This is a genomic window from Streptomyces racemochromogenes (genome assembly GCF_044129415.1).
GTDB classification, from domain to species: Bacteria; Actinomycetota; Actinomycetes; order Streptomycetales; family Streptomycetaceae; genus Streptomyces; species Streptomyces racemochromogenes_A.
In genome coordinates this window covers 1-19,628 of record NZ_JBBDHD010000121.1, presented here as the reverse complement: position 1 = coordinate 19,628, position 19,628 = coordinate 1, and the positions used below count along the sequence as shown (strand labels likewise).

The 19,628-nt window shown below is 76.2% G+C and carries 18 protein-coding genes; 9 read left to right on the top strand and 9 right to left on the bottom strand.

From position 1 onward, the window contains the following. Positions 1-334 precede the first annotated feature (334 nt). On the top strand, positions 335-1,441 hold the full coding sequence (locus WDV06_RS30280) for an ABC transporter substrate-binding protein (protein ID WP_395512998.1): 1,107 nt from the start codon (positions 335-337) through the stop codon (positions 1,439-1,441). Between the two features lie 50 nt (positions 1,442-1,491). Here the strand turns inward: WDV06_RS30280 and WDV06_RS30275 are convergent, their stop codons facing one another. The 4 genes from WDV06_RS30275 to WDV06_RS30260 form a co-directional block, all read right to left on the bottom strand. Further along, complete coding sequence (locus tag WDV06_RS30275) at positions 1,492-2,247, bottom strand: MBL fold metallo-hydrolase (protein ID WP_395512997.1); 756 nt, start codon at positions 2,245-2,247, stop codon at positions 1,492-1,494. Positions 2,248-2,300: 53 nt separating this feature from the next. Continuing rightward, complete coding sequence (locus tag WDV06_RS30270; protein WP_395512996.1) at positions 2,301-3,287, bottom strand: GlxA family transcriptional regulator; 987 nt, start codon at positions 3,285-3,287, stop codon at positions 2,301-2,303. A gap of 73 nt (positions 3,288-3,360) precedes the next feature. After that, entirely contained in the window at positions 3,361-5,142 is a 1,782-nt protein-coding gene (locus WDV06_RS30265; protein ID WP_395512995.1) for a glycoside hydrolase family 15 protein, read from the bottom strand. Between the two features lie 74 nt (positions 5,143-5,216). Beyond that, complete coding sequence (locus WDV06_RS30260) at positions 5,217-6,347, bottom strand: enolase C-terminal domain-like protein (RefSeq protein WP_395512994.1); 1,131 nt, start codon at positions 6,345-6,347, stop codon at positions 5,217-5,219. A gap of 140 nt (positions 6,348-6,487) precedes the next feature. Here WDV06_RS30260 and WDV06_RS30255 point away from each other — a divergent pair, with 140 nt between their 5' ends. From WDV06_RS30255 to WDV06_RS30245, 3 genes are all read left to right on the top strand, one after another. Further along, positions 6,488-7,006, top strand: coding sequence for a DUF6328 family protein (locus WDV06_RS30255; protein WP_395512993.1), 519 nt, complete (start codon positions 6,488-6,490; stop codon positions 7,004-7,006). A gap of 126 nt (positions 7,007-7,132) precedes the next feature. Continuing rightward, on the top strand, positions 7,133-7,675 hold the full coding sequence (locus WDV06_RS30250) for a hemerythrin domain-containing protein (protein WP_395512992.1): 543 nt from the start codon (positions 7,133-7,135) through the stop codon (positions 7,673-7,675). A gap of 48 nt (positions 7,676-7,723) precedes the next feature. Beyond that, a complete protein-coding gene (locus tag WDV06_RS30245; protein WP_395512991.1) occupies positions 7,724-8,770 on the top strand; it encodes an SDR family oxidoreductase in 1,047 nt (348 codons plus the stop codon). Between the two features lie 30 nt (positions 8,771-8,800). Here the strand turns inward: WDV06_RS30245 and WDV06_RS30240 are convergent, their stop codons facing one another. Both WDV06_RS30240 and WDV06_RS30235 read right to left on the bottom strand, forming a co-directional pair. Then, positions 8,801-11,830: an FAD-binding and (Fe-S)-binding domain-containing protein gene (locus tag WDV06_RS30240; RefSeq protein ID WP_395512990.1), complete on the bottom strand. Its 3,030-nt coding sequence runs from the start codon at positions 11,828-11,830 to the stop codon at positions 8,801-8,803. Further along, entirely contained in the window at positions 11,830-13,614 is a 1,785-nt protein-coding gene (locus WDV06_RS30235) for a thiamine pyrophosphate-requiring protein (RefSeq protein ID WP_395512989.1), read from the bottom strand. Before WDV06_RS30235 ends, WDV06_RS30240 begins: the two co-directional genes overlap by 1 nt. 297 nt (positions 13,615-13,911) lie before the next feature. Between WDV06_RS30235 and WDV06_RS30230 the strand changes: the two genes are divergently transcribed. The 3 genes from WDV06_RS30230 to WDV06_RS30220 are packed head-to-tail and all read left to right on the top strand — an operon-like array spanning position 13,912 to position 15,898. Beyond that, positions 13,912-14,613 (top strand): HAD family hydrolase, encoded by a 702-nt coding sequence (locus tag WDV06_RS30230; protein WP_395512988.1) that lies wholly within the window; start codon positions 13,912-13,914, stop codon positions 14,611-14,613. A gap of 28 nt (positions 14,614-14,641) precedes the next feature. Next, complete coding sequence (locus WDV06_RS30225; RefSeq protein WP_395512987.1) at positions 14,642-14,830, top strand: hypothetical protein; 189 nt, start codon at positions 14,642-14,644, stop codon at positions 14,828-14,830. Positions 14,831-14,866: 36 nt separating this feature from the next. Next, the gene (locus tag WDV06_RS30220) at positions 14,867-15,898 is read left to right on the top strand and encodes a DNA topoisomerase IB (protein ID WP_395512986.1); all 1,032 of its coding nucleotides are present in this window, start codon (positions 14,867-14,869) and stop codon (positions 15,896-15,898) included. A 57-nt stretch (positions 15,899-15,955) separates the two neighbouring features. On the opposite strand, the gene WDV06_RS30215 is transcribed toward WDV06_RS30220, so the two are convergent. Beyond that, a complete protein-coding gene (locus WDV06_RS30215) occupies positions 15,956-17,047 on the bottom strand; it encodes an NAD-dependent epimerase/dehydratase family protein (RefSeq protein ID WP_395512985.1) in 1,092 nt (363 codons plus the stop codon). A 3-nt stretch (positions 17,048-17,050) separates the two neighbouring features. Further along, on the bottom strand, positions 17,051-17,620 hold the full coding sequence (locus WDV06_RS30210) for a hemerythrin domain-containing protein (RefSeq protein WP_395512984.1): 570 nt from the start codon (positions 17,618-17,620) through the stop codon (positions 17,051-17,053). Positions 17,621-17,887: 267 nt separating this feature from the next. Here WDV06_RS30210 and WDV06_RS30205 point away from each other — a divergent pair, with 267 nt between their 5' ends. Further along, positions 17,888-18,265, top strand: a complete 378-nt coding sequence (locus WDV06_RS30205; RefSeq protein WP_395512983.1) for an STAS domain-containing protein — start codon at positions 17,888-17,890, stop codon at positions 18,263-18,265. Positions 18,266-18,275: 10 nt separating this feature from the next. Here WDV06_RS30205 and WDV06_RS30200 read toward each other — a convergent pair whose 3' ends face one another. Then, entirely contained in the window at positions 18,276-18,518 is a 243-nt protein-coding gene (locus WDV06_RS30200; RefSeq protein ID WP_395512982.1) for a hypothetical protein, read from the bottom strand. A gap of 137 nt (positions 18,519-18,655) precedes the next feature. On the opposite strand from WDV06_RS30200, the gene WDV06_RS30195 reads away from it, so the two are divergent. Continuing rightward, complete coding sequence (locus WDV06_RS30195; RefSeq protein ID WP_395512981.1) at positions 18,656-19,438, top strand: VOC family protein; 783 nt, start codon at positions 18,656-18,658, stop codon at positions 19,436-19,438. Positions 19,439-19,628: the final 190 nt, after the last annotated feature.

Genomic DNA, 19,628 nt, shown 5'->3' with positions numbered 1-19,628 from the left:
CAGTGGCTATGCTCGCGTCATGGCCGCTCTGGGATGGCTCACCCCCCCTAGAACGCCCCCCCCACCCCCCCCCGCCCCGCCCCCCCCCCCGCCGCCCGCGCCCCCCCCCCCCCCCCCCCCCCCCCCCCCCCCCCCCCCCCCCGGGGGGGGGGGGGGGGCGGGGCCGCCCCCCCCCGCCCGCGCGGTACGGCGGTCGGGAGCGGCAGGGGGCGGTCTCCGAACGGCGTGGGGCGGAGGGCCGGTTCGGTGGCTTCCGCGTGGTCCGTGCGGTCAAGGGGCGGACGGGCGGATAACCGTTTGCCCGCCGGTGACGGCCGTGGATGGAATGGCCGCCATGGAAGACACCAGCGCCCCCGTCCGGATCGGAACCCTCGCCCCCCTGACGCCGCCCGGCTGGACCCAGGCGGGCCGGCACCTGCTGGCCGGGCTCCGGCTGGCCGTCGAGGAGGCCAACGACGCCGGCGGGGTCGCCGGCCGGCCGCTCGAACTGGTGGTCAGGGACACCGCCGCCGACCCGCAGCGGGCCGCCGCGGCGGTGGACGAGCTGGCGGGGCTGGGCGTGGCCGCCCTGGCGGGCGAGTACCACAGCGTCGTCGCCCGCGCCGCGGCCGCCCGGGCCGACGCCCTCGGCCTGCCGTTCCTCTGTTCGTCGGCGGTCCTCGACGCGCTGACCGAACGCCCGGCGCGAGGCGTCGCACGGCTCGCCGCGCCGCAGTCCCAGGGCTGGCGGACGTACGCGGATTTCCTGCTCGGCGCGGGCCACCGGCGCATCGCCGTCGCGGCCGGCCCGGGCGTCTACTGGGAGTCGGGGACCCGGGTCCTGCGCGGGCGTCTCGCTCCGCACGGCGCCGCCCTCCTCGAACTGGACGTGCGCTCGCTCACCCCCGAAGCGGTGTGCGACGCGCTCCACGCGCACCGCGCGACCGCCGTCCTCCTCCTGGTCGGCCACCCGCGGCCGGCGGTGCCGCTCGTCCGGGCAGTCCGCCGCGACCGGCGCCTCGCCGGGATCACCGTCGGCGCGCCCGCCGGACAGCCGGAGTTCGCCGAGTGGGCGGCCCTGCTGGGCGAGGACGGCGCGGCGGTCCCGTTCCTGCGCTACCTGCCCGAGCGCCTCGGCCCGCTCGGCGCGCGCGTCGAGCGGACCCTGTCCCAACGGCTGGGCGAGGCGCCCTCGTTCGTCGCCTTCGAGGGGTATGACACCGGCGCCGTCCTCGCCGGCCTGCTGCGCTCCCACGGCGCGGACGACCGGGCGCGCACGGCCGGGGCCTGGCCGCAGGTCCGGATCGAGGGCACCCGAGGGGAGATCCGCTTCACCCGCGTGCCGGCCACCGGCGTCTGGCAGTGGCCGGGTGCGCCGGTCCAGGTCGCCGACCGCGACCCGGCGGACCCCCGCCGCTTCCGGGTCCTGCACACCGGCGGGCAGGACGGCCCGGCGCGCTGACCTCCCCGTCCGCGGCGGCCGCGACGGGCCACGGCGCGGCGGCGGGGCCCTCAGTCCTCCGACTGCCGGACGCGCAGCCGTCCGGACGCCCGGAACCGGGCGAGGCGCCGTTCCTCCCGCGCGGCCCAGCGGCGGACCCGGCCCGGGTCGAGGGGGCTGCCGTGGCCGACGTGGAGCCGGGTCGCGCCCAGGTCGAGCATCCGGTTCAGGCTGGCGAGGTTGCCCACGGGGTCGTCGTGGAAGGGCGGGTTGGCCGGTCTGCCCGGGACGAGCCCCATGAAGGAGTTCGCCACCAGGTCGCCCGCGACCAGGTCGCCCTGTTCCGTGAGGACCGAGACCGAGCCGGCGGTGTGCCCGGGCGTGGGCATGATGCGGGCGGCGATCCCGTGGTCGGACAGGTCGGTCTCGCCGCGGACGAGCACATCGGGTTCGAACGGTTCGGCCTGGGCGTGCAGTTTCCGGTTGCGGGCCATGAGACGGCCCATCGGGCCGGTGGGCAGGTAGGGTTCGCGGACCCGACCGGTGCGGAACGGGCCCAGGTCGGCGACGTGGCCCGCGACGGGGGCACCGGTCAGGCGGCGCAGTTCGGCGGCGGAGCCGAAGTGGTCGATGTGGCCGTGCGTCAGGACGATCAGCGACAGGTCGGCCGGGTCCACCCCGTGCGCGGCGATCGCGTCGCGGATCCTCCGTCCGCTGCCGGGCGTGCCGGCGTCGACCACCACCGGGCGACGGCCCACCAGCAGGTAGGCGTTGATGCCGTGGCGGCCGAGGACGGGGATCGGGATGATGCGGGTGGTACGGGACACGGTGGGTCCTCCCTGGTGGCGGGTGGGGCGTGAGGGCGGGGAAGGCGGCGCGGTCAGCGGAAGCGGCGGCGGTATTCGGCGGGGGTGGTGCCCAGGACGCGCCGGAAGGAACGGTGGAGGCTCTCCACCGAGCCGAGGCCGCTGAGGGCGGCGACCTGAGGCAGGCCGTGCTCGCTGTCCTGGAGGAGCCTGCGGGCGGCCTCCAGCCGAGCGGCCTCGACGTACGCCGCGGGGGTGGTGGAGGTGCGGCGGCGGAAGAGGCGGGAGAAGTGGCGGACGCTGAGGTGCAGTCGCGCGGCCAGCGCCTGCGCGGACAGGTCCTCGGTGAGGTGTTCGCCGATCCACACCCGCAACGCGTCGATCCGGTCGCCGTCGCCTGCGGCGTCCGCCGCCGCGAGCGGCACGCTGAACTGGCTCTGACCGCCCGGGCGTTTGACGTACATGACCATCATCCGGGCGGTGGCGAGCGCGAGTTCCGGCCCGTGGTCCTGGGCGACCATCGCCAGTGCCATGTCCATCCCGGAGGTGATCCCCGCGCACGTCCACAGCCGGCCGGCGCGCAGGAATATCGGGTCCGGATCGACGCGGACGCGCGGGTGGTCGGCCGCCAGCCGGGCGGCCGTGAGCCAGTGGGTCGTGGCGGTGACCCCGTCCAACAGGCCCGCCTCGGCCAGCAGGTGGGCGCCCGCGCAGACCGAGCCCACGCGGCCGGCCCGGGGCGCCGCCCCGCGCAGCCACGCGACGACCGCGGCGTCGACCACCGGCTCGGCACCGTCCCCCGCCACCTCGACCGCGCCCGACACCAGCAGGGTGTCCACGGCCGCCGCGTCCACCTCCTCCAGCGCCAGGTCGGCCATCACCCGCAGGCCGCCGGCGGTGACCACCGGCCCTCCGCCCGCCGTCGCCACCCGCAGCTCGTAGCCGGGACGGCCGGGGCCGGCCACGCGGGTGGCGACCGAGAACACCTCGGCCGGGCCGGTGACGTCGAGGAGCTCGGCGCCCGGGAAGGCGACGATGACGATCTTGTGCGGTGGGAGCATGCGCCGATCATTCCGCCCCCGCATGATGGCCGCAATGACCAGCTTCTGTCAGATCCGGCCACGGGTGTCGGTCTCAGCCCGCCGCGCGGTCCAGCCGTACCGCGCTCTCCAACAGCAGCGCGTGCACGAACGCCTGGGGCAGGTTGCCGCGCAGCTGCCGGTTGCGGACGTCGTACTCTTCGGCGAACAGCCCCGCCTGGCCCACCGCCGTACGGGTCCGCTCGAACCAGCGGGCCGCGGCCACCGGCCGGCCGTGCGCCAGGCAGGCGGAGGACATCAGGAAACCGCCCAGCAGGAAGGCGCCTTCCGCCTCGCCCAGCGGTCCGTCGCCGTGCCGGAAGCGGTACACGAACCCGTCCACGGCCAGCTCCCGCTCCACCGCCTCCCGCGTGGCCACCGCGACGGCCCTCGGGCCCGGCCGGTACGGCGAGGCCAGCGGGCGCAGCAGGGCCGCGTCGGTGCCCGGATCCGAGGCCGAGCGCTGCCAGCGCCCCGACGGATGCAGGCAGCGCCGCCGCGTCTCCCGCAGCACCGTCTCCGCGAGCCCGCTCCACCGGCCCGCCGCCGGACCGCCGATCTCCCGTGCGGCCGCGCGCAGCCCGGTGACGGCGGCCAGCCGCGAGTGGGTCCACCAGGCCGTGTCCAGCTCCCACAGCCCCGCGTCCGGCCGGTCCCAGTGCTCCTCCAGGGCCTTCCCGGCGACCATCGCCGCCCGTACCCCGTCGTCGGGCAGGCGGTCGTGCCGGGCGGCCGCCGCGAGGAGCTCCAGCACCTCGCCGAAGGTGTCGAGCTGGAACTGGGACCCGGCGCGGTTGCCGATCCGGTCCGCCGCGCCCGGGTAGCCGCACAGCGGCAGCCGGCGCTCGGGAGGCACGGGCGAGCCGTCCGTCCGGTACGCGGGCCGCAGCCCGGGGCCGTCCGCGAGCACCCGTTCGGTGACCACGCGCACCGCGGCGTCCGTCAGCGGGTGCGGCCCGTGCACGGCCACCGCCTGACCCGCGTAGCACTGGTCCCGCAGCCAGGCGTAGCGGTAGTCGTAGTCGCGGTCCGCGTCGGCGTGCTCGGGCAGGGACGTGGTCGCCGCCGCCACCATCGCACCGGTCCGCGGACAGGTGAGGCCGGTGAGGACGGCGTACGCGTGGCGCACGTCCCGGGCCGCCGCCAGTCCGGAGCAGCCGGGCACGGCGCCGGCCCAGAACTCCTCCGTACGCCGCCACGCGGCCCCCGCGTCGGCCGGCGCGCCGAGCGGCCGGTCGCCGATCTCCAGGACCAGGTCGCACACACCGCCCTCCGCCAGCTCGACGACCGCGGTCAGCTCCCCGTCCGGCCCGTTCCGCGCCGCCGCCGGCCCCCGCAGCCGTACCCGCAGCGGACCGCGCGCCCCCTCCCACAGCTCCTCACCGGCCCGGCGCATCACCGGCGCGGGCGCGGTGCCGTACTCCCCGCGCGCCGAGAGCCGTACGGTCACCCGCGCGGCCCCCGTCACGGCCCGCACCCGCCGCAGCAGCACCACCCGGTGCGCCTCGGCCGGGGCGGCGAGGGCCTCCCGGCACTCGACCACACCCCCCGGCAGCGTCCAGCGGGCGGTCCAGATCAGCGAACCCTCCGCGTACGCCCCGCCCGACACCTTCCAGGAGTGCTCCGGACACACGGTGAACGCGCCCGCGCCGCCGATCAGTTCCGAGAACACCGCGGGGCCGTCCCAGCCGGGCACGCACAGCCACACCACGTCCCCGTCCGGCCCGGTCAGCGCGCCGCGCTCCCCGTCGGCCAGCAGCGTGTAGTCCCGCAGCGGCCGCGGGACGTGCCGCAGCCCCGGGCGGGGTCCGGTGGAACGGCGGTCCGTGGGGCCCACCCCCTCTCGCTCGTACGGGGCGGCTACCCGGTCGGGACGCGCCCAACCGGGGCCGGGCCCCCGCCGACCGGGGCTCAGGCGACCCGGTACTCCTCCACGGCGCTCCGGCGCAGCGCCAGCCCCAGCCCGGGCGCCCCCGAGGCACCCGGCCGCACGGTGCCCCCGGAGGGGTCCAGCAGTCCCTCGCCCTCGAACAGCAGCGGCTCCAGCCGGGCATGGTCGTGGAACCACTCGATGTGCCGGAAGTCCGGCACGGCCGCCGCCGGATGGGCGTGGACGTGCGGGGCGCAGTGCGCCGACAGCTCCAGCCCCTGCGAGCGCGCGAGCGCGGCGACCCGGAGCCACTCGGTGATCCCGCCGCAGCGGGTGGCGTCGGCCTGCAGGCAGTCCACGGCCCCGGCCGCCGTCATCCGGGCGAAGTACGGCAGGTCGTAGCCGTACTCGCCGGCCGCCACGTCGCAGTCCAGGCGGTCGCGCAGCAGCCGCAGCCCGGAGAGGTCGTCGGAGGACACCGGCTCCTCGAACCAGCGCACCCCGTACGCGCCGAGCTCGCGCCCCACCCGCAGCGCCTGCCCGCGCGCGTAGGCGCCGTTGGCGTCCACGTACAGCTCCGCGCCGGGGCCGATCACCTCCCGCGCCAGCGCCACCCGCGACAGGTCGCGGCCCACCGCGCGGCCCCGGTCCTGCCCGATCTTGATCTTCACGCGCGGAATGTGCAGACCGTGCACCCAGCTCTCCAGCTGCGCCCGCAGCCCCGCGTCCGGTGCCGTGGTGAAACCACCGCTGCCGTACACCGGCACGTCCGGGCAGGCCGCCCCGAGCAGGTCTACCAGCGGCAGCCCCACCAGACGGGCCTTGAGGTCCCACAGGGCGACGTCCACCGCCGAGATCGCGCACGAGGCGATGCCGGGCCGTCCCGCGTTGCGCACCGCCCGGCACATCGACTCGTGCAGCCCCGGCACCCCGAACGCGTCGCGGCCCGTCACCACGTCCGCCAGCAGCTCCCGCACCACCCCGGCTGCCGCGGCCGGGGCGTACGTCCAGCCGAGCCCGCGCGCACCGCCGCCTTCCACCTCCACGACCACCACGGTCGTGGACGCCCAGGCCAGCGTGCCGTCCCCCTCGGGGGCATCGGTCGGCACGGTGTACGCACCCGCCTCGATCCCCCGGACCGGAACGTCCCCGCAGTCCACCCGCGCACGCATCCGGAGCCTCCTCGCCGTAGACGCCCCGCGCCTACCCCCGCCCGGCCGCCCGCAGTCCCGGGTCCCGCGCGTGTACGGGCGGGACGACGGGGTAGGCGCGCGGCGGGAAGGCACCAGCCCGGACGGGAGGACCGGCAGGAATGGACGAGGGGCGCGATCCCGCGCGGCGGGACGCCGGGAGGCGAACCGACCCGGGCCGCGACGAGAGCACCGAGGAACGGGCCGACCGGCAGTGGCAGGAGCTGCTGCAGGAGATCCGGGTCGCCCAGACGGGCGTGCAGATCCTCTTCGGCTTCCTGCTCACGGTCGCCTTCACCCAGCACTTCCAGACGCTCTCCGGGACCGACCGGGCCATCTACGTCGTCACGGTGGTGGCCGGCTCCCTGGCCGCGGGCGCGCTCATCGGCCCGGTGTCCTTCCACCGCATCGTCTCGGGGCGCCGCATCAAACCGGAGGCCGTGCTCTGGGCCTCGCGCCTGACCTTCACCGGCATCGTGCTGCTCCTGGCCACCTTCACCTCCGCGCTGCTGCTCGTCCTGCGGGTGGCCACCCACGGAGTGCTCGTCCCGTGCCTGGTCAGCGCCGTGGCGGCCTGGTACCTGCTCTGCTGGTTCGCGCTGCCCCTGTGGGCACGGGACCGGCACACCGACGACGAGTGAGGGCGCCGCGCCCGGGCATGGCCCCCGCCGTGGCGGGCAGGCGCACGACGTCGGGCCCGCCGGGCCGTCCGGTCCGGCGGGGCCACCGCACCAACCAGAGGGACGACGAAGGCACAGGAGCCAGCCATGTCCACCGACGCCATCGTGATGCTCAGGGACGACCACCGGCAGATCAGGAAGCTCATCCGCGCCTACCGGGCCGCGGGCGACGCCGGCCCCGCGACGCCGGCCGGGACCCGGCACACGGCCGCCGACCCCGCGGCCAAGGCGGACGCGGTCGGCGAACTGCTGCACCTGCTGAGCGTCCACACCTACATCGAGGACGAGGTCATGTACCCGCGCGTCCGCAGACTGCTGCCCGAAACGGGGGACGAGGTCCTCGCCTTCCACGAGGAGCACCACGTCGCGGACGTCCTCGCCGGCGAACTGGCGGGCATGGACCCCGGGGACGAGGCGTACGACGCCAAGGCCAGGGTCCTGATGGACGCCGTCGAACGGCACATGGCCGCGGAGGAGGGCGCATGGTTCCCCCGGGTCCGCGGGGCCGTAGGCCGCAAGGAGCTCCAGGGCATCGGCGTACGGATGGCGGAGGCCCGCGAGCGCGCACCGCAGGCCCCCCATCGTCCCCTGCTGCGCAAGCTCGCCGACGCCGTGACCTCGGCGCGCTAGACACCGCGCAGGCCCACAGCACCTCAGGGAACCGGGAGGCCCGAGAGCATGGTCAGGATCCGCGGTGGGCACTCCCGCCGCCCCCGCCAGACCGTCGTCGTCACGGGAGCCAGCGCCGGCGTCGGCCGCGCCACCGCCCTCGCGTTCGCCGCGCGCGGCGCGCGGGTGGCGCTGATCGCCCGCGGCCGCGCCGGGCTGGAGGCCGCGGCCAACGAGGTGGCGCAGGCGGGCGGCACCCCGCTCGTGCTGCCCGCCGACGTCTCCGACCCCGGGCAGGTCGCGGCGGCCGCCGACCGGGTGGAGGCCGTGTTCGGGCCCGTCGACGTCTGGGTCAACGTGGCCTTCGCCACCGTCTTCGCACCCTTCACGGAGATCCGCCCCGAGGAGTTCCGGCGGGTCACCGAGGTCACCTACCTCGGCTACGTCCACGGCACGCGGGCCGCGCTGGACCGGATGCTGCCCCGGGACTCGGGGACGATCGTGCAGGTCGGCTCCGTCCTCGCCGAACGCGCCATCCCGCTCCAGTCGGCGTACTGCGGGGCCAAGCACGCCATCCGGGGCTTCACCTCCGCCGTGCGCACCGAGCTGATGCACCGCGGCAGCCGGGTGCGGGTGACCGTGGTCCAGCTGCCGGCCGTCAACACCCCGCAGTTCGAATGGGGCCTCTCGCGGCTGCCGCGCCGCCCGCAGCCCGTACCGCCGATCTACCAGCCGGAGGTGGCCGCCCGGGCCGTCGTCCACGCGGCCGACCACCCGGGGCGCCGCGTCTACTGCGTCGGCGGCCGGGCCCTGGCCACCGTGATCGCCAACCGGCTGGTACCGGGCCTGCTGGACCGCTACCTCGCCCGCACCGGGTTCTCCTCCCAGCAGACCTCCGAACCGGACCGCGGGGAGCGCCCGCACAACCTGTGGCACCCCCTCGACGGCGAGGACGGCCGCGACTTCGGGACGCACGGCAGCTTCGACGACCGCTCCCACGCGCGGTCCCCCGAGGCCTGGGTGGCCCGCCGCCCGCGTCTGCTGTGGGCCGGCGCCGCGACGGCGGCCGGCCTCGCCCTGGCGGCCCTGCGCCACCGCGGGACCGGGCACCGCTGAGAAGGCCCCGCGACACCCCGGCGGCACCGGTCAGCGGCGCAGGCGGGACCGCCGAGGCCCCGGTGAGGCGCTCCGCGCACCGCCGCGCAGGGCCTCCGGCGCGACGCGCTCCGGGGGGCCCTCGGGCAGCGGGCCGTCCAGGGCCAGGGCGAGGGCCTCGGCCAGGTGCAGGGCCCGGCGCCCGGTGCCGGCCTGCTCGATCTGGGTCCGGCAGCTGAAACCGTCCGCAAGTACGAAGGCGTCGGGGGCGGCGGCGCGGACGGCCGGCAGGACGCCCTGTTCGGCGATCGCCATCGACACGTCGTAATGCCCGCGCTCGAAACCGAAGTTGCCGGCCAGACCGCAGCAGCCCGCGTCGAGCACGTCGGCGTCGAGCCCCGCCCGGCGCATCAGCTCGCGGTCCGGCCCGGTGCCCAGCTCGGCGTACTGGTGGCAGTGCGTCTGCACGGTCGCCGCCCGCGCGGCCGGCGGGGCCCGCCAGGCCCCGGGGGCGTGGTGGACGAGCTGCTCGGCGAACGTGCGCGTCCGCGCGGCCAGCCGCCGGACCTCCTCGTCCCCGGCCAGCAGCTCGGGCGCGTCCGACCGCAGCGCGGCCGCGCAGGAGGGCTCCAGCGCCACGACCGGCGTGCCCGCCTCCAGCCACGGGCGCAGCCGCCGCGTGGTGCGCTCCAGCACCCGGCGCGCGGTGCCCAGCTGCCCGGTGGAGATCCAGGTCAGCCCGCAGCACACCGGCGCTGCCGGTACCGCCACGCGGAAGCCGGCGTCCTCCAGGACACGGACGGCCGCACCGGCGATGTGCGGATGGAAGTGGTTCGTGAACGTGTCCGGCCACAGCAGCACCGTGCGCGGGTCGTCCGGCCGGGGCGCGGGACGGCGCGAGCGCCGCCACGCCTCCTGGAAGGACACCGCCGCGAACGGCGGCGCGGCCCGCCGCGGATCCACGCCCGCCGCGAGCTTCCCCAGCCGGCCCAGCACCGGAGCCCGCAGAGCGGCGTTGGCCAGGCCCGGGCTCGTGCGCGCCAGCCGCGCCCACAGCGGCAGCCAGCCCAGGGAGTAGTGCGCGGGCGGCCGCGGCCGCCACCGGTAGTGCTGGGCGAGGAACTCGGCCTTGTACGTGGCCATGTCCACCCCGACCGGACAGTCGGACTTGCAGCCCTTGCAGGACAGGCACAGGTCGAGCGCGTCGCGCACCTCGGCCGAGCGCCAGCCGTCGGCGACGGGGGAGTCCCCGTGCCCGTCCAGCATCTCGAACAGGAGCCGCGCCCGGCCCCGGGTGGAGTGCTCCTCCTCCAGGGTGGCCCGGTACGAGGGGCACATCACCCCGCCCTCGTGCGTACGGCAGTTGCCGACGCCCACGCACCGCTGCACCGCCCGGGTGAAGTCGTGCCCGTCCTCGGAGTACGCGAAGAACGTCCCGTGCTGCGACCGCGGCCGCCAGCCCGGGCCCAGCCGCAGGTCCGAGTCCACCGGACGGGGGTCGACCACCTTGCCGGGGTTCATCCGGTTCCCCGGGTCGAAGAGCGCCTTGACCTCGCCCATCGCCGCCACGAGCTCCTGGCCGAACATCCGCGGCAGCAGCTCGCCCCGGGCCTGCCCGTCGCCGTGCTCGCCCGACAGCGACCCGCCGTACGAGGACACCAGGTCGGCGGCGTCCTCCAGGAACGACCGGAACGCCCGCACGCCCTCGGCGTCGCGCAGCCCGAAGGGGATCCGGGTGTGCACGCAGCCCTGGCCGAAGTGCCCGTACAGGGAGGCCTGCTGGTAGCCGTACCGTTCGTAGAGCCGCTCCAGGTCGCGCAGGTAGCCGCCCAGCCGCTCCGGGGCGACGGCCGAGTCCTCCCAGCCCTCCCAGGTCTCCGAGCCGTCCGGCGGCCGGGCCGTCACCCCGAGGCCCGCCTCCCGGGCCTTGAGGAACTCCTGCTCCCGGGGCGGGTCGTCGGAGAACGCCACCGAGGCGTCGTCCTCGGCACGGCCCAGGGCGCGCAGCAACCCGTACGCCTGCCGGTCCGCCTCCTCCTTGCTCGCGGCGGTGAACTGGACGAGGAGCCAGGCACCGCCCTCGGGCAGCAGGTCCAGCGAGTGCAGGTGGACCCCCTCCTCGCGCATCAGCTGCGCCATGCGGCCGTCGACGGCTTCGAGCTGGGCGGGCCGGCTGTGCTCCAGCAGGGCCGGGACGGCGTCCGCGGCGGCGTACACGTCCTCGTACCCGAGCACCAGCAGGGCCTCCGCGGCGGGGACCTCCACCAGCGCGAGCTCCGCCCGCAGCACCGTCACCAGCGTGCCCTCGCTGCCCACCAGGGCCCGGGCCACGTCGAAGCCGTTCTCCGGCAGCAGGGAGTCCAGGTTGTACCCCGACACCCGCCGCGGGATCCTCGGGTAGCCGCGGCGGATCTCGGCGAGGTGGCGTGCGGCGATGTCCTTGAGCCCCCGGTGGAGCCGGGCCCGCCCGCCGCCCGCGGCGACGATCCGCTCGTACTCCTCCCCGTCGGTGGGGCCGGCCCAGAAGCGGTCCCCGGCGTACGTGAGGACCTCCAGGCGGCGGATGTTGTCGACGGTCTTGCCGTACGCCTGGGCCGATGCCCCGCAGCTGTTGTTGCCGATCATCCCGCCCAGCGTGCAATGGCTGTGCGTCGCCGGTTTGGGGCCGAACTCCAGCCCGTACGGCTCCAGCTGCCGGTTGAGCTCGTCGAGGGCGATCCCCGGCTCGACCACGCAGCTGCGCGCCTCCGGATCCACCGAGACGAGGCGGTTGCAGTACTTGGTCCAGTCGACGACCACGGCCGCGTTGGTGCACTGCCCGCCCAGGCTCGTCCCGCCGCCCCGCGACAGGACGGGCGCGCAGAAGCGCGCGCAGACGGCCACCGCCCGCGCGCCGGCCTCCACCGACCGGGGCACGACCACCCCGAGCGGAACCTGGCGGTAGTTGGAGGCGTCGGTGGAGTACGCGCCGCGGCTGCCGGCGTCGAAGCGGACCTCCCCGTCCACCTCGGCCCGCAGCGCGCGTTCCAGCCCCGCCCGATCCACCGGGGCGGGGGCTCCCGGGCCGGTGGACACCGCCATCAGCCCGCCCCTCCGGGCAGGAAGTCCTGGATCTTCGCCTTCAGTCCCTGGCGCACGACGGAAGCGCGGTCGCTGTCCCCGTGCAGCACCGCCGAGGCGGAGTCCTTGATCTGCTCCCAGGTGGCGTGCGGCGGGATCGGCGGCACCGCCGGGTCCGTGCGGAAGTCGATGACGAACGGACGGTCCGCAGCCAGGGCCTGGCGCCAGGCCGGCCCCACGTCCTCGGGCCGTTCCACCCGCACCCCGCCCAGGCCGAACAGGGCGGCCGCGTCGGCGTAGCGCACGTCCGGGATGAACTGCGAGTCCTCGAACTGCGGGGCGCCCTGCATGGCGCGCATCTCCCAGGTGACCTGGTTGAGGTCCTGGTTGTTCAGCACCGCCACCACCAGCCGCGGGTCCGACCACTGCGGGTAGTACTTCGCGGCCGTGATCAGCTCCGCCATGCCGTTCATCTGCATGGCCCCGTCACCGACGAGCGCGATGCCGGGACGGTCGGGATGGGCGAACTTGGCGCCGATCAGGTACGGCACGCCCGGACCCATCGTGGCGAGCGTGCCCGAGAGCGAACCGCGCATGCCGTCCCGCATCCGCAGGTGCCGGGCGTACCAGTTGGCCGCCGACCCGGAGTCCGCCGTGACGATCGCGTTCTCCGGGAGCAGCCCGTCCAGCTCGTGGACCACGTACTCGGGGTTGATCGGGTCGGCGGCCACGCCGGCCCGCCGTTCCATGACCTCCCACCAGCGCTCGGTCCCGGCCTCGATGCCGTCGCGCCAGGAGCCGTCCCGGGACGGCTCCAGCAGCGGCAGCAGCCGGCGCAGCGTCTCGGCCGCGTCACCGACGAGGTTGAGCTCGAACGGATAGCGCAGCCCCACCATCGTCGGCTCGATGTCGATCTGTACCGCGCGGGCCTGCCCGAACTCCGGCAGGAACTGCGTGTAGGGGAAGCTGGAGCCGACCACGAGCAGGGTGTCGCAGTCGCGCATCATCTCGTACGAGGGGCGCGTCCCCAGCAGGCCGATGGACCCGGTGACGTACGGCAGGGTGTCGGGCAGCGCGTCCTTGCCGAGCAGGGCCTTCGCGACCCCGGCGCCGAGGAGTTCGGCGACCTGCCGGACCTCCGCACTTGCCTGCCGGGCGCCCTGCCCGATGAGGATCGCCGGCCGTTCCCCGGCGTTGAGGATCCGCGCCGCCCGGTGCAGCTCCTCGTCGGCCGGGACGGGGGCGTAGTGCCCCACGCCGAGACTGGACGGGACCTGCTTGAAGACGTGGGCGGGCGGCTCGTAGTCGAGGTCCTGCACGTCCGCCGGGATGATCACGGCGGTCACGGTGCGGCGGGTCGCGGCGATGCGCAGGGCCCGGTCCAGCACGTTGGGCAGCTGCTCGGGCACGGTGACCATCTGGCAGAACTCGGACGCCACGTCCTTGTAGAGGGACAGCAGGTCCACCTCCTGCTGGTACGAGCCGCCCATCGCGCTGCGGTCGGTCTGCCCGACGATCGCCACCACCGGGACGTGGTCGAGCTTCGCGTCGTACAGGCCGTTGAGCAGGTGGATCGCCCCGGGCCCGGACGTCGCCGCGCAGACTCCGGTCCGGCCGGAGAACTTCGCGTAGCCGACGGCCTCGAAGGCGGCCATCTCCTCGTGCCGGGCCTGGATGAACCGAGGTGCTTCCTTCGCCCGCCCCCAGGCGGCGAGGAGCCCGTTGATCCCGTCACCGGGATAGGCGAAGACGTGCTCGACGTCCCACTCCCGCAGGCGCTGCAACACGTGGTCGGCTACCTTCATCGTCCTGTTCCCTCCTGCTCGCTGCCGTCGCGGTCGGGCCCCGGCGGACGGCGGCCCGCGCACCGGCTCCCTCGGGGGCGCCGGGGACGCGACGGCCCTGCCGGCCCCGGGCTGCGCCTGCCCTGGGCGGTACACCCGAAACGCCGCCCTGCGCCGGGCCCCGGCCCCCCGTTTGCCCGGCGGGGGCCGGGGAAGACGCGCCGGCGACGTCCGCGAGCGTGCGGCCGCCCCCGGCCGCGACGCGGCCGCGCACCACCGCAAAGGCACGCGCACGAACGGAAGGACGGGGTGCCCACCATGACCCCCAGCACCGACCACCGGCCCCGGGCCGCCCTCTTCGACCTCGACGGAACCCTCGTCGACACCAACTACCTGCACGCCCTGACCTGGTGGCAGGCGCTGCACCAGAACGGCCACGACGTTCCGATGGCCCGCATCCACCGCGCCATCGGCATGGGCGGCGACCGCATCCTCGGCCACCTGCTGGGCGCCGAACGCGACCACCGCCAGGACCAGCGGCTGCGCGACGCCCACCACGCCCTGTACGCCGCCTGGTTCGACTCCCTGCCCGTCCTGGACCGGGCCGCGGACCTGCTGCGCGCGATCGCCGCGCGGGGGCTGCGCATCGTCCTGGCGAGCTCGGCCTCCGCCGACGAGGTCAAGGCGATCCGCGCGGCGCTCGGCGCGGACGAGGTCATCTCCGGGGCCACTTCCGCGGACGACGTCGACCGCTCCAAACCCGCCCCCGACCTGGTCCACCAGGCGCTCGCCCTCATCGGCGCCGCACCGGAGGAAGCCGTGTTCGTCGGCGACACCGTCTGGGACGTCGAGGCCGCCGCCCGCGCCGGCGTCCCCTGCATCGGCCTCCTGACCGGCGGCATCTCCGAGGCCGAACTGACCGCGGCGGGGCCGGTGACCGTCTACCGCGGCCCGCCCGAGCTGCTGCGCGCCCTCGACTCCAGCCCCCTGGCCGGGCAGGCCCCGCCGCCCCAGGGGTGAGCGGGACCCGCCCGGGTAGGCGCAGCGCATGACCGAGACCAAGGAATGGTTCCACCCGGGCCGGGTCGTGCCCGCCAGCGGGATCTACACCTGCGACTGCGGCGCCGGCCACCACTGGAGCACCGACGTCAAGGGGCACCGTTTTCCGCCGCTGCCGGCCGGATGCCCCGGCACCGCCTGGACCCTCGACACCGACGCCCACCCAGACGACGACTGAACCCTCCGCGCGCACCACCGAGGACCGAGGAGGGCCATGCGGCTGCGCACCAGCCGGCCCGACCGCCCCGGCTACACCCGGGTCCGTCACGGCCGGGGATTCCGCTACCTCGACGCGACGGGACGACCCCTCACCGACGGGGCCGAGCGCGCCCGCATCCGCGCGCTCGTGATCCCGCCCGCATGGCGCGACGTCTGGATCTGCCCCTGGCCGAGCGGCCACATCCAGGCCATGGGCACGGACGACGCGGGACGCCGCCAGTACCTGTACCACGAGCGGTTCCGCGAACGGCAGGAAGCCGCCAAGCACGCGCACGTCCTCGACGTCGGAGCCCGGCTGCCCCGGCTGCGCGAGGCCGTCGCCCGGGACCTCACCGCCCGCGGCCTCCCCCGCGACCGGGTCCTGGCCTGTACCGCCCGCCTCCTCGACCTGGGCTTCTTCCGTGTCGGCGGGGCGGGCTACCGCAGGGACCACGGCGCGTACGGACTGACCACCCTGCTGCCCGAACACGCGCGGTGCGGCCGCGGCGAGGTCTGCTTCAGCTACCCGGGCAAAGCGGGGCAGGACCAGACGCGCGCCCTGGTCGACCCGGCCGCCTACGAGGTGGTCCGCGCGCTGCTGCGCCGCCGGGGCCGCGAACAGCAGCTGTTCGTCTACTGGGAGGCGCGGCGCTGGCACGACGTCCACGCCGACGACGTCAACGACTACCTCCGCCGGTGCTCCGGAACCGCGATCACGGCGAAGGACTTCCGCACCTGGCACGCCACCGTCCTCGCCGCCGTCGCCCTCGCGGTCTCCGTGGAGGCCGCCGGCGACTCCACGGCCCGGCGCGGCAGGGCGATCAGCCGGGCGGTGCGCGAGGTCAGCGCCTACCTGGGCAACACGCCCGCCGTCTGCCGGGCCTCGTACATCAACCCCCGCCTCTTCGAACTCTACGAGGAGGGCGTCACGATCGCCCCGGCCCTCGGCCGGCTCGGCAAGGACGTGGCGTTCGGCCATCCGGCCACGCACGGCGCGGTGGAGGCCGCCGTACTGGCCCTCCTGTCGGGGCAGGACCCGGCCGGCTGAGGAGCCGCCCCGGCCGGCCGGCGGGTGCGCCGGTCCGGAAGCCGGATCACAGCAGGATCAGCCGGCCCGGCGCAGGCGTTCGGCCGCGGGCTCGGCCACCGCCTCGGCCTCCGCCGCGTCGGCCACGTCGGCCGCACGCGGAGCCCGGTCGCCGGCCAGCGGGGGAGTGGGCAGCCCCGCCCCCTCGCGCAGCCCCCGCAGGAAGGCGGTCATCGCCTCCCCCGACGAGTGGCGCGGCTCCCAGCCGAGTTCCCGCCGGGCCCGGTCCGCGCTCATCAGCGGGAGCCGCAGCAGGGCGTCGAGCAGTCCGGGCGGGGCCGGCACCAGGTGCATCCGCCAGGCCGCGGCCAGCGCCGCCCGGGCCGGCCGCAGCGGCAGCCGCACCACCCGGGTCTCCAGCAGCCGGGCCAGGGCGGCGACGTCCAGCACCGGCTCCGCCGCCAGGTTGAACGCCCCGCGCACCGGCATCCGTACGGCGGCTGCGTAGGCGGCCGCCGCGTCGTCCGTGTGCAGCGCCTGGAAGCGCAGCCCCGGCAGGTCGGGCAGGGCGGGCAGCAGACCGGGCCGCACCAGCCGGCCCGGGAGCAGCGGGCCTGCGAAGATCCGGCGCTGCTCGGACGCCGAGACCTCCTTGAACAGGAACGCGGGGCGCATCCGCACCACCCGTACGTCCGGATACCGGGCCTCGAACCCGTCCAGACACCGTTCCAGGTACGCCTTCTCCCGCGTGTAGGCGGCCCCCGGCCAGCCGTGGGTCGGCCAGGACTCGTCCACCATGCGGTCGTACGGCGGCCCCGGCGCGTACGCACCCACCGAGGAGGCGTGCACCAGGGCCGGCACCCCGGCCGCCGCGGCCTCCTCGAACACCCGCAGCGAACCGAGCACGTTGGTCCGCCAGGTCTCCAGCGGATCGTGCGTGGGCTGGAACTTCCACGCCAGGTGCAGCACGGCCCCCGCGCCCGCGAAGAGCGGGCCCAGGGGCGTGCCGCCCGGGTCGACGTCGGCCGCGGCCCACCGGACGCCCGGCTGCCGCCACCGGGGCACCCGCCGGGCCAGCCCCAGGACTTCCGTCACGTGCGGATCGGCGGCCAGGCAGCGCACCACACTGGTGCCGGCGTTGCCGGTGGCCCCGGTGACGACGACCTTCATGGCTCAGGCGGCCCTGTCGTCCTTGCCGCGCCCCGTGAGCAGGTCACGGGCCCGGTCGACCAGCCCCATCCCCGGGGCCAGCAGCTTGTTCGCCGGGGGCGTGGAGGGCGCGCCCGGGTGCGGACGCGTCGGCGCCGTCTTCTTGGCCCGGCGGGTCTTGTCGCCCAGCTCGTCGAGCACGTCCTGCGTGCAGGCGTGGCGCAGCGCCGGGAAGAGGTTCTGCTCCTCGTCGTGGATGTGGGCCAGTACGTCCGCCTCCAGCTCGCGCAGGACGGAGGTGAACCGGGTACCGGTCGTGTCCTCCTCCTGGAGCTGCTTCATCAGGCGTTCCGCCCGTCCGTGGTCGGCGAGCTCCTTGTCGGCGATGACGTCACCGTCCTGGAGGTGTTCGCGCACCGCCGGGTAGAGGTACTGCTCCTCGGCGACCGAGTGGCGTACCAGTTCGATCGTGAGGAGGTCGGCGAGGTTGCGCCGCTCCTCCGCCGAGGTGGTCCGGCCCAGCCGCTGGAAGTAGTCCTTGACCTCGTCGTGGTCCGCGGTCAGTTCCGCCACCACGTCGCCGCCGTGTCCCATGGTTCCGCGTCCTTCCGTTCGTAGGTGTCCCGCGTTCGGGTCCCTGCGCGCCTGCCCCTGGCGGGCCCGTCCATGCCTGCCCCCTCGGCGGCCGCCCGGCGGCCGGGCCCGGCGGCGCTTCGTTTCGCGGACCGTGGACTTCGTCCGGGGGGCAGCAGCGGGCCCGCCGGGTGGCGGACCCTGGCAGCAGCGGAATCCCCCCGCCCGGCCCGAGCCCCGCGCCCGCCCCCGGACGACGGCGCCGGACCGCTTCACGGAAGGCCTCGCATGCTCGTTCCGGCTTCGACGCCCGTCACGCTCGACCATCCGGCCCGGCCCGGCGGGGTGGTCGTGTGCCGGCTGGCCGGCGAGATCGACATCGACGACAGGTCCGAGGTGATCGAGGCCTTCGCCCGGGCCACCGCCCGGGCCACCACGGCCGTCGTGGTCGACTGCCGGCGCCTCGCCTTCTGCGACTCCACCCTGCTCAACGCCCTGCTGAGACTCCGCCGGCAGGCGACCGCGGCCGGCCTGGGCATGGCCCTGGCCGACCCGGGCCCGCAACTGCTGCGGCTCCTGGAGATGACCGGCGCCGGGGGACTGCTGCCCGTCCACCCCACGCTCGGGAGTGCCCTCGACGCCCTGGGCGCCGGGCGCACCGCGTGAGCGGCGGCCGTCAGTCCGGGGGCTCCGCCGGCGGGGGAGTGGCCGGGACGGCGGTATCAGGCCCGCTCCCTTCCTCCCCGCCCCCGTTCGCCGCGTTCCCGGCCTCACCCTTCACGGCCTCCTCGGCCCGCTCGCGCTCCTCGCGGTCGCCCGCTTCGCCCGGGGCCCGCGACGGCGGGGTCGGGCGCCCTTCGTCGGGACCGGGACGGCCCTCGGGCCGGCCCGCCGAGCCCGTTCCGCTCTCTCGTGCCATCGGGGAGCTCCTTCCTCACCAGGGATACCTGTCGGGGCGGCTGCCCGGATCCGCCGGACGGAAACGGGCGGCCGGCCCGTCGGCGGTGGACCGTGGAGGTCCGGGGTAGACGACGGCCGGAGGAACGGAGGCGTGCGATGTCCAGGTCCAGTGGTGAGGTGTTCGGGGCGCCGGTCTGCGTGAGCCTGGCCACGCACGACCTCGCGGCGGCCGAGGCGTTCTACGGGGACGTCCTCGGATGGCGGTTCCGCCGCAGCCGGCTCGGGGAGGAGTTCCGGGTGGCGTGCGCCGACGACGTCCCCGTGGCCGGCATCGCCGCCGTCGTCCCCCGGCTGGGCGTACCCACGGCCTGGACCCCCTACTTCGCCGTCGCGGACGCCGACGTCGCCGCGGCACGGATCCGCGAGCGGGGCGCGACGACGGCCGTGGGCCCGCTGGCCTTCGCGACCGGACGCGCCGGACTGGCGGCGGACCGCGACGGCGCCGTCTTCGGGTTCTGGGAGGGCGAGGTCGGGCCCGAGCGCCGGCCCGACAGCGACGGCCCGGTGTGGGTCGAGCTGAAGGCGCGCGACGCGTTCGCCGCGGCCGTCTTCTACGGCGAGGTCCTCGACTGGGCCACGGACCTGCCCGGCTCCCTGGACGTCGCCTACGAACAGGACCACGTCGTGGTGCGGCGCCACCACCACACCGTGGCGCGGATCGACGCCGGCGCCGTGGAAGCGGCCCCCGACCCCCACGCACGGCCGCGCTGGGAGGTCCACTTCTCCGTGCCCGACCTCGACGAGACCGCCGACCGGGCCGTACGGGCCGGAGGCGGCGTCCTGCGCCCCGTCAGCACCTCGCCCACGGAGCGGCGGGTGACCCTGAGCGACTGGGCCGGCACCCCCTTCACCGTCACCGAAGCCACCGGCCGGCCCTGAACGCGGGACGCGCTCCCCGGGCGCCGCGCCATACGGGTGAGAGCCGGAGGGACTTCGCTCCGTGGACGTGTCCCGGCCCGGCCCGGACAACGGCCCACCCAACATACCCAGAGCGAAAAACCCCCCCCCCGGCCCCGCCCCCGGCCCCCCCCCCCCGCCCCCCCACCACCCCCCCCCCCCCCCCCCCCCC